This is a genomic window from Paraglaciecola sp. (assembly GCF_051252315.1).
In the GTDB taxonomy this organism is placed as follows: Bacteria; Pseudomonadota; Gammaproteobacteria; order Enterobacterales; family Alteromonadaceae; genus Paraglaciecola.
Genome location: NZ_JBPOFP010000154.1, coordinates 1 through 8,866, shown reverse-complemented (window position 1 = coordinate 8,866; position 8,866 = coordinate 1). Strand labels below are relative to the sequence as shown.

At 39.6% G+C, this 8,866-nt stretch carries 6 protein-coding genes; 2 read left to right on the top strand and 4 right to left on the bottom strand.

The features are described 5' to 3' along the window. Positions 1 to 149 precede the first annotated feature (149 nt). On the top strand, positions 150 to 545 hold the full coding sequence (locus ACSHXM_RS19655) for a DUF3718 domain-containing protein (RefSeq protein ID WP_435691726.1): 396 nt from the start codon (positions 150 to 152) through the stop codon (positions 543 to 545). 262 nt (positions 546 to 807) lie between these two features. After that, positions 808 to 1,986 (top strand): endo-1,4-beta-xylanase, encoded by a 1,179-nt coding sequence (locus ACSHXM_RS19650; RefSeq protein WP_435691724.1) that lies wholly within the window; start codon positions 808 to 810, stop codon positions 1,984 to 1,986. 109 nt (positions 1,987 to 2,095) lie between these two features. On the opposite strand, the gene ACSHXM_RS19645 is transcribed toward ACSHXM_RS19650, so the two are convergent. From ACSHXM_RS19645 to ACSHXM_RS19630, 4 genes are read right to left on the bottom strand one after another with little or no spacing between them, the layout of a single operon-like run. Continuing rightward, positions 2,096 to 4,468: a beta-galactosidase gene (locus ACSHXM_RS19645; RefSeq protein ID WP_435691722.1), complete on the bottom strand. Its 2,373-nt coding sequence runs from the start codon at positions 4,466 to 4,468 to the stop codon at positions 2,096 to 2,098. An 11-nt stretch (positions 4,469 to 4,479) separates the two neighbouring features. Further along, positions 4,480 to 5,670, bottom strand: coding sequence for a DUF6786 family protein (locus ACSHXM_RS19640; protein ID WP_435691720.1), 1,191 nt, complete (start codon positions 5,668 to 5,670; stop codon positions 4,480 to 4,482). 6 nt (positions 5,671 to 5,676) lie between these two features. Further along, positions 5,677 to 7,116 carry a sulfatase family protein gene (locus ACSHXM_RS19635; protein ID WP_435691718.1) on the bottom strand — a complete coding sequence of 480 codons (1,440 nt, stop codon included), beginning with the start codon at positions 7,114 to 7,116 and terminating at the stop codon, positions 5,677 to 5,679. Between the two features lie 10 nt (positions 7,117 to 7,126). Further along, a complete protein-coding gene (locus ACSHXM_RS19630; RefSeq protein WP_435691716.1) occupies positions 7,127 to 8,548 on the bottom strand; it encodes a sulfatase in 1,422 nt (473 codons plus the stop codon). Between the last annotated feature and the right edge of the window lie 318 nt (positions 8,549 to 8,866).

Below are 8,866 nucleotides of genomic sequence, written 5' to 3'. Positions count from 1 at the left end.
TAGTTATCACTTCACATACCTAAGTATCACCTTGTAGATTTTTTAATCAAGTTAAATGGGCTTTAATACATCCATCGAAGCAAAGACATCTTAAAAGATTTCAAGTTTCAAACAAATCCAATTAACTTAACTAAAAAGAGAATTTAACCATGTTGAAAATAGTTAAAACTTCTATCGCAATCGCTACTACATCTTTACTACTTGCAGGTAATGCACAAGCTAACGTAGGTGAAGCCTTACAAAACATTTGTACTATCGTGAAAGCCGATGACAAAGGTGAGCTACGTAAAAAGATGAAACGTGTTCAGTCAGATTTCAGCCTACGAATTAAAGATTATTACTCAGGTGTTTCTTGTGGTGGTAACAGCTTAATTCGTACCGCAATGTTAAACAATGCAGTACAAACGGGTACATTGATGGTTAAGAAAATGCCTAAAAGTGACCTAAGTGCACCAGAGAAAGACGGTAAAACAGTGACAGCATGGGCTGCTGAAAACGGCTTAGCCGATTCACCTATCGCTGCTGTATTAAAAGACCGCATCTAATATTTTTACAAGGGTTAAATGAATAACCTTTGATACCAGTTCAACATGGAGGTGGATACTTTATTTTGGTAATGTATCGACCATAAAAAACGGCCTCATTTGAGGCCGTTTTTTTGTTTAAAACAATATAAGAACCTTCATAACCTAACACCACTCACCGCGTTTCATATTTAGATTGTTATTTTTGAGTATTTGATTACCATTTTTTGCAATTTGCAGTAGAAAAAATACGGCTTGCTATACTCAATTTTCATCACACTACATGCTATTAATAGAGAATATACCTATGCATAGATTCAGGCCTAATCTAATCAAACTGAACTACATATTGATAATACTTTGTTTAATTGGTTGCACTAATAAAACGAGTACAGTAAATCCTACGCATTATTTAAAAGATGTTTACGCTGATAAGTTTTTAATTGGTGCAACAATGAACAACAAAATGGTTGCCAACCATACCTTAACCAGCACACAGATTGTAAAACAGCACTTTTCATCTGTGACAATGGATAACTCATTCAAGTGGGAACCATTTAATCCAGAACCCAATGTATACAAACTCACTGGGCCAAATAACTTTGTGAAGTTTTCCAAAGACAATCATATTACCCCTGTGGGACATGTTTTATTTTGGCATAGCCAAACACCAGACTGGGTATTCAAAGATGATAAAGGTGACTTATTAAGTCGCACTGCTTTACTTAAACGTATGCGTGAAAGAGCCTCTTTTATGGCTCAACATTTTGGTGACAACATCAAGGTTTGGGATGTAGTAAACGAAGCTATCGAAGATGATGGAAGTTTAAGGCAGTCCTTATATCACCAAATCATTGGTAACGACTTTATAGAACAAGCCTTTATCATCGCTAACGAAGAGCTCCCCTCAGATGCCATTAAAATATATAACGATTATGGAATGACACGTAAAGGCAGAGTTGACTCGGTTATAAATATGATTGAAGACTTCAAACTAAGAAATATTCCAATTGATGCAATCGGAATTCAAGGTCACTGGTCGATGCAAGAGCCTAGTATTCAAGAGATTGAATTCAACTTAAAACGCTTAGCAGCGACAGGCTTGCCACTGCACGTTACCGAACTAGATATAGATTATTTAGGACGAGAACATTTTTTCAGTGCAAATGTAGACCTAGAAAAACTTGCCGCTACACCTGATAACAACCCTTATCCCAACGCTAATTTCCCATTACAGGCGGATATAGAACTTGGACAAAGATACACAGAAATCTTCAAGCTATTTTTAAAACATCACAAATCTATAGACAGAGTGACTTTTTGGGGGGTAACAGATGCAGACTCTTGGTTGAATGGCTGGCCGGTATCCGGGCGTACAAATTATCCCTTGTTATTTAATCGTGATGGGACTGCGAAGAATGCGTTGCAAAAGGTAATTGACGCTGGTCTTGGTCACCCTTAATACCAAATCCATATGAATAACTCTAACTCGGAATAAACAAAAAGCCACTTTAGATAGTGGCTTTTATTCCGCCGGAACAGGGATATTCATTATCCCGAGTTCAATCTATTTAGTTTTTTGATGGACCAAACTTAGTTTGATAAAGACTTCCATTGAATCGTTTTGCGGCGTCTACCATCTCTTTGTACGGTGTATCTGTCACACTAACGAAACCTACATTATAGTTTTCGCCGTCGTAAGCCCGGCCAGTAATAGGCGAATCTGTGTATTGAAACCAATGTGCCCCTACTAGATAAGGATTTTGGATAACAGACTGCATATACTCTTCGTACATTCTAGCTCGGTCAGCCTGATCTTCTGCATGCACTAAACCAGGGTTAAACAAGCCACTGTCTGTCGCACCAATATGGAACTCACCAATAATGCTTGGCATATCAACATCTTTTAAAAATGCCCAATAATCCTTCTGTAACCCCTCTTTGTAGTAATTGTAGCTAACGACATCAACATTATCAGCAGATGCTTGCACCACTTCAGGAGTCATTCCCCAATCGGCAAATCGAACTCCCATGTATAAATGATTGGGCAATACGCGTTTTAACTCAGATTTTACCACTGCGAAATATTGATTTGCATAGGTGTATAAAAGTGTTGAGTAATCTTCGACCATGGCATCAGTATGCTCAGTGACTACAATGCCATTACTTACATCTTGCCAAACTTCAAAGTGCGTATTCCAAGCCTGATTAAATGCGCTAATTGACGAGTATTTATCTTTTAATACTTGAGTAAATTTTGTTTTGGTTGGACTATATTTATCAGCCAAACTTAGGGTGTTAATGACTATGCCGTATTGGCCAGATATCGACCCAGTATTACCCCAACTTTTTTCGTTATCTATAAATACCCCTACGCACCATGGACTGTTTTTAACTTGCTCTGCGATAGCCTCAACCGTAACCCTAGCTCTAACGGCAAACTCAGGATCAAATGGATCAGGTAATGCAGACCAATAATCATTACCACTACTCACTGTTTTAAAGTTACCAATCACCCAACCGTTAGCAAAATAAGGTACTTGCTGTTGGTCGTAAAAAGTAGGATCAATCCAATTACCAAACGAAGTAAAGCCCCAATCATTCATTCTATCAAGGGTACTTTGACGCCAATCATTTAAGAAAGACTCGGGTCCACGCTCACCATATTTTCGTTCCAAATTCGCCCGGTAAAAACTGAAAGTTTCCCCTTTTTCAATCGCCCCCGTGTGCACTTCTCTGCGGTATCCATAATGATTGGCTAAATCGTGATTATAATCAGGTAACCAAGTGAACATGTTTCGACGTAGCGACGAAGATACATATTGAGTATCAAGCACTTCGCCTTGCATGGTATTTAAACCTTTAGAATCTTCTGGTGTTAAGTCATTAACATCCCTTTTTCCCACCAAGTTTTCGTCAAAATCCACACCCGTGACCGTTGATGTATTAGACATACGCACGTTGGCTAAACCATGTGAAAAGAACAAATAGCCGTCAGGATCAACAAGGGACCATTTACCTTGATACTTTTCTGTTCTGAAAAAACCCGTGGCATCTAGCTTAGGACCGGATTTCCATCCGCCAAATCGACTTCTGTCAGCTAATAACCCGCCAGACATGGCCGCTTCTTCTTTATTTTTAAACTCGATTAGCTCCTCATCCGAATGCACTTTAATGGCAAAATCTACATTGGCATTCTGGCCATATTCATCAACAATATTGGTTAAATTATCCAGACTGTATTCAGCACCTTTTATCAAACGTAAATCATCTATAATCAACGTCCTGTCATGCAATAAACTGGTCATAGAAATTTTAATACTTTTTATTTGACTAAGATCTAATTGTTTTACGCCCCAACGCCAAGTGACAGGTACGGTTTTATCATTTTCAGCTTTAGGGTTTGAGCGAATACCAGTTTCTAATCCTAAGTCTCCTCCGGCTAATTCAACGGTATAGGTTTCACTAGATTGTTTGGGCACTATGACACTTCGATTATGAGTTTGGCCTTTACCGTCTGTAACTGTTAAATAAATTTGTGCAGAAAGGTCGGCGGGATTAGTAATGTCTAGAGCAACTTTAAATTCCCCTAACGCTTGCCAATCCCATGATGACGTCGGTTCAAAACTAAAAGAAGACTTATAATTATCTTTAGCGCTTAAGGTAATGGCTAACGCTTGGTTTCCTTGTGTAACACCTTTTTGTGACGCGCTTTCTTGTTTCATATCTTGATGTTTGGCCACTAATTGACTTTGCACATGACTAAATTTCATCAATTCTAGGTATTGTTCATTTTCAAAATCTAATAGAGATAATATTTCGGTCTTGGGACTTTCTTTGACCAATGACTCTGATTCTTGACTATTATTGGGGCCACACCCCAGCAATACCATACTAGTTAATAGCGTCACTTTTAGAGGAGTGTCAATTAATGACGTAAACATATGTAATCCTTTTATTTTTGTTTTGTCACAAATACACTTTGTATTTGTTGAATAGATAAACCAAACAATCTACTGGTGATCTTATTAAGATCCTGCGGATTGCCTTTAAAATGGTAGGTATTTTGAAAATGTTGATGACTTTGGTTTACTTTTAATGCTTTGGCACTGGATGATGTTTCTACTTCGTAAAAAGGCCCGAAAGGCCCTTCCCCATCGATGAGCCCGTCATTAAACACATTGATAACATCCCCTTTGTAAGGGTGATAATTTTCTTCATACCAAACAGAATTGTTGTACAAGTCATCTTCGGGATTAAATTCAAATTGAAATACCGTTAATAAACCCGCTTCAGGGTTGTAACTCCCCATTAAAGACAGTGTATTTTGTGGAGGGATACCTATTTTATTCATGTAATTGGCATCCGCTTTGTAATACACCACCTTATCTTTGATTTTTGTATGACTGGCTAAAGTGGGCGTGAAATAACTTGTGACTTGGTTTAACTCACCTCGAATTGGCATAAACACCACAGTATTTTCGCTAGGCTCAAATGCGCCTAATTCCCAAAGAGACAATAAACCAGTGTCTTTTTTCCAGTCCTCTTTGCCTATGTTTGTCATTTTGGTAAACGCGCCAAAACCAACCACATGTAACTCTTTTTCTATTTCAATATCTAAAGTGTTAGCAATTTGGGGTTGGCTGAACAATGTAATCTTTCGTTCTACGGCCAATTCAAACGTAAATCCTAGGTGATTTTGTATGTTGATATTTTGTTTAAAGGTGGCAGCAGATTGAGTTTGCGAAGACAATGAAAATGGATTGATTGAAAACGCGTCTTGCACATAAATGTTTTCAACCGTACGGGCTTTACCCGGCTTAAAAAACAATGAATAAGGTCCCGTTTCTGGACCAAACCACAATCGTGACGCACCTCCGGTGGGTGCATTATTGTCAGTGTTGGGTTGTTGCAAATAATCAAAATTAGCCCACCCAAGGGTATCGCCAGCATCACCGTTAGCGGTAGTCACCATTACTCGGCCTTGAAACTCTGCAAGTATTGCCGCTCTGCTATTTCCTTGTTTCAAAATAACGGGTGAGTGTTGTACCGACATCTGTTTAATAGCTTGATCAAATGATGGCCCCGCAAAGGCTATCGGTGCACTACAGATTAATCCAACAACAATATAACGAAACGAGTTCATGCCAGGTTACTCCACTTTATAGGTGCGGCGATTAGGGGCTTTTTGCAATAATTCATTGTACAAATTGTCGTAAAAAGCTTTTCTGGCTTTTTTATAGGGTTCGGCTTGTAATAACACGTTAGGTTTATTGTCTTTATTCCAAGCGTTCCACAAATCTGCTAACGCCTTTTGTTGCTTCGGTCTTTGACCATAGAGGTTATTGGCTTCGTATGGATCCACTTGCATTTCAAAAAAACTACTACCGACATTGGGCAAAGGTTGATGCAGGTATTTGTGTTCGGGCGTTCGAACTGCCCATAGATCATTCCCTTCTTCCAAACGCCAAAATAGAGCCTTATGGGGAGAGCCTGTTTTATCACCTTGAACAAATGGCGTTAAGTCCACACCATCAAGCGGTAATGTTTCAACGTCAGTCCCGGCTAATGCTAATGACGTAGCCGCAATATCTAAAGCAGAAACTAAACCATCAAACTCGCCGACTTTGCCGAAACCTTCTGGCCAGTGGGCAATAAAAGGCACATGAATACCGCCTTCAGTTAATGCCACTTTACCTCGTCTAAATGGCGTGTTCCTAGCCCAGTTCTGGTGTGGCCACCACGCTTCTGGCCATACTCCACCATTATCTGAAAGGAAAAATATCAAGGTATTATCAAATTTTTCAGACTGTTTTAACGCATCCACTACCATACCAATCCCCTGATCCATAGAGTCAATCATGGCGGCATAGGTACGCCTTTTTAAATCTTTTATATGAGTATATTTAGCAATGTCTTCTTTGGTCGCTTCAATAGGTGAATGAGGCGCGTTGTAAGCCAAATACATCATAAAGGGTTCATCACCTGAAGCTTTAATGTACTGGGCGGCGTCTCGACTTAAAGCCGTGGTTAGATACTCGTCCAACTGCGCCGGTTTGCCATTTCGCATCAATGAGGTGTGATAAGGGTTTGAGCTGACCTTTACTGATTCTGGGAAATAATCATGTCCCCCCGGTAAAAAGCCATAAAAATAATCAAATCCACGGTTATTGGGATGGAAGTTAGGATGGGATCCTACATGCCATTTACCAATCACAGCGGTTTGATAACCTTGTTTTTGCAGACGTTTAGCAAAGGTTTTCTGCTCTACTGGCAGTCCCATATGTGGATCATCTGGCGAGTGATCCGCGTTAACTTCCATACCAAAACGAGCTTGATGTCGACCGGTTAATAAACCTGCTCTAGAAGGACCACAGTATGGATGGGTGACATAACCATTTTTGAAAATCACTCCATTATTGGCCAAACTATCGATATTAGGGGTGAAGATTTCCTTTGAGCCGGTAAAACCTAAATCGCCATATCCTAAATCATCTGCGAAAATAACCACAACATTCGGGCGTTCACCTGCAATACCAACTGCAGAGTATAAAGCTAACAAACACAAAGTTGATGTCAGAAACCTATTCATGTTGATCGCCCTATTGTTGAACTGACGTTTTGGTTTGTTTAAATTTATCCATGCGGATCATGGCTTTACCTTCGAACTCACGCCTTAACTGCCACAAAGGTCGCTCTAAGGACAATTCCCAATTAAATAACGCTTTATACATAGTTTTCACTTTGTCTGGATATTGAGCAGCTAGGTTGTTCAACTCAGAAAGATCGTTAGCAAGGTTATAAAGTTCAGCAGGTCTGTCTGGGTAACGTAAAAACTTCCAATCTCCTATTCGTACCACACCTCTATTTTCTTTCTTCCAATACAAGGTTTGATGCGGACGGTTAGCGTTCTCACCGACAACAAAAGGTTTTAGGTCTACACCATCAATATCAGAAATGTCACTGACACTGCCACCACCTGCTTGAACAAAGGTAGGTAAAAAATCTAAAAAGCTAACGGGATATGAATACACACTGTTAGCTTTAAAGGTATTCGGCCAACGCACTAACATTGGCACTCGAATACCTCCTTCTAGATGATTCGCTTTGCTGCCACTTAATGGGAAGTTATTGGAATGGTTTGAATCTGAAGGTCCGCCATTGTCATTGGTGTACACCACTATGGTATTGTCCGCTATTCCCTGCTCTTCTAAGGTTTTTAATACTTTTGCTATGGCGATGTCCATTGCATACGTCATGGCCGCAAGCGTTTTTCGTTTGCCTTTTAAATTAGAATACAAAGCTAAATGTTCAGGCCTAGCTTGCATGGGAGTGTGCACTGCATTGAGTGACAAATAAGCGAAGAAAGGTTTGGTTTTGTTGTTCTTAATAAAGTTTATGGTTTCATCTGCCAAAAAATCAGTGACGTATGTTTTAGGCTCTTCAAACACACCAAAACCACGCTCCATTCGTTTATTTGGATCCTGTTTTTGTTCTTTCGGTGACATTTCATAATAACTACGAGCACCGGTTCTAAAACCTACAAACTCGTCAAACCCTCGCTTTAATGGATGAAACCTATCGGCGTCTCCCATATGCCACTTACCAAATATGGCTGTTCGGTAACCTAAGTCCTGTAAATAATTGCCTATGGTTTTTTCAGTTAACGGCAACCCCATATCGTCTCCGGTTAAGCCCGAGTAACTCATGTAGCCAGGTACATTATTTTCTTCATAGCCAAAACGTTGTTGATATTTCCCCGTCAATAAGCCTGCTCGAGAAGGGCCACATACCGCAGCGGTGACATATGCCTGCTCAAACCGCACACCTTGTTTAGCAAACTCATCCAAATTTGGTGTATGGAATTCTTTACTGCCATGAAAACCAAAATCTGCATAACCAGCATCATCACTCAAAATGAACAAAATATTCGGTTGTGATTTTGCTATCGACACTGAAGATATTAATGTCAACAATAAACAAAGAGGTTTTAGGTATAACTTTACCTTAGGTAATTTAAACATTTAAATGGTTCCTAATTAAGGGTCGTTGTGGTGAGGCTACAGATTAAAAGCACTGGCTTAAACACGTGCCGGGTGACATTTTAAATTGGCAATATGGCTATGCAAACAAGATGACGTAATTGAATAAATCCAAAGGAGCAGCGATCTTTCAAATTTCATGCACGGCTCCTTTTATTCACTTATTTTCCTAAGGAATCGATGAACTGGCTAAACTTATACAAGTCCACTATGGCACCAGAATGCTGTACCACTTCTCTGGCGACGTTGTCGGCATTTTTCATGGATTGAACAATGGATTGTCCCACTAAACGAGAGGAC

Bases quoted from the DNA above. Each gene is read 5' to 3' on its own strand.
- ACSHXM_RS19650 (WP_435691724.1), top strand. From the start codon at position 808: ATGCTATTAATAGAGAATATACCTATGCATAGATTCAGGCCTAATCTA.
- ACSHXM_RS19630 (WP_435691716.1), bottom strand. From the start codon at position 8,548: ATGTTTAAATTACCTAAGGTAAAGTTATACCTAAAACCTCTTTGTTTA.
- ACSHXM_RS19635 (WP_435691718.1), bottom strand. From the start codon at position 7,116: ATGAATAGGTTTCTGACATCAACTTTGTGTTTGTTAGCTTTATACTCT.
- ACSHXM_RS19645 (WP_435691722.1), bottom strand. From the start codon at position 4,468: ATGTTTACGTCATTAATTGACACTCCTCTAAAAGTGACGCTATTAACT.
- ACSHXM_RS19655 (WP_435691726.1), top strand. From the start codon at position 150: ATGTTGAAAATAGTTAAAACTTCTATCGCAATCGCTACTACATCTTTA.
- ACSHXM_RS19640 (WP_435691720.1), bottom strand. From the start codon at position 5,670: ATGAACTCGTTTCGTTATATTGTTGTTGGATTAATCTGTAGTGCACCG.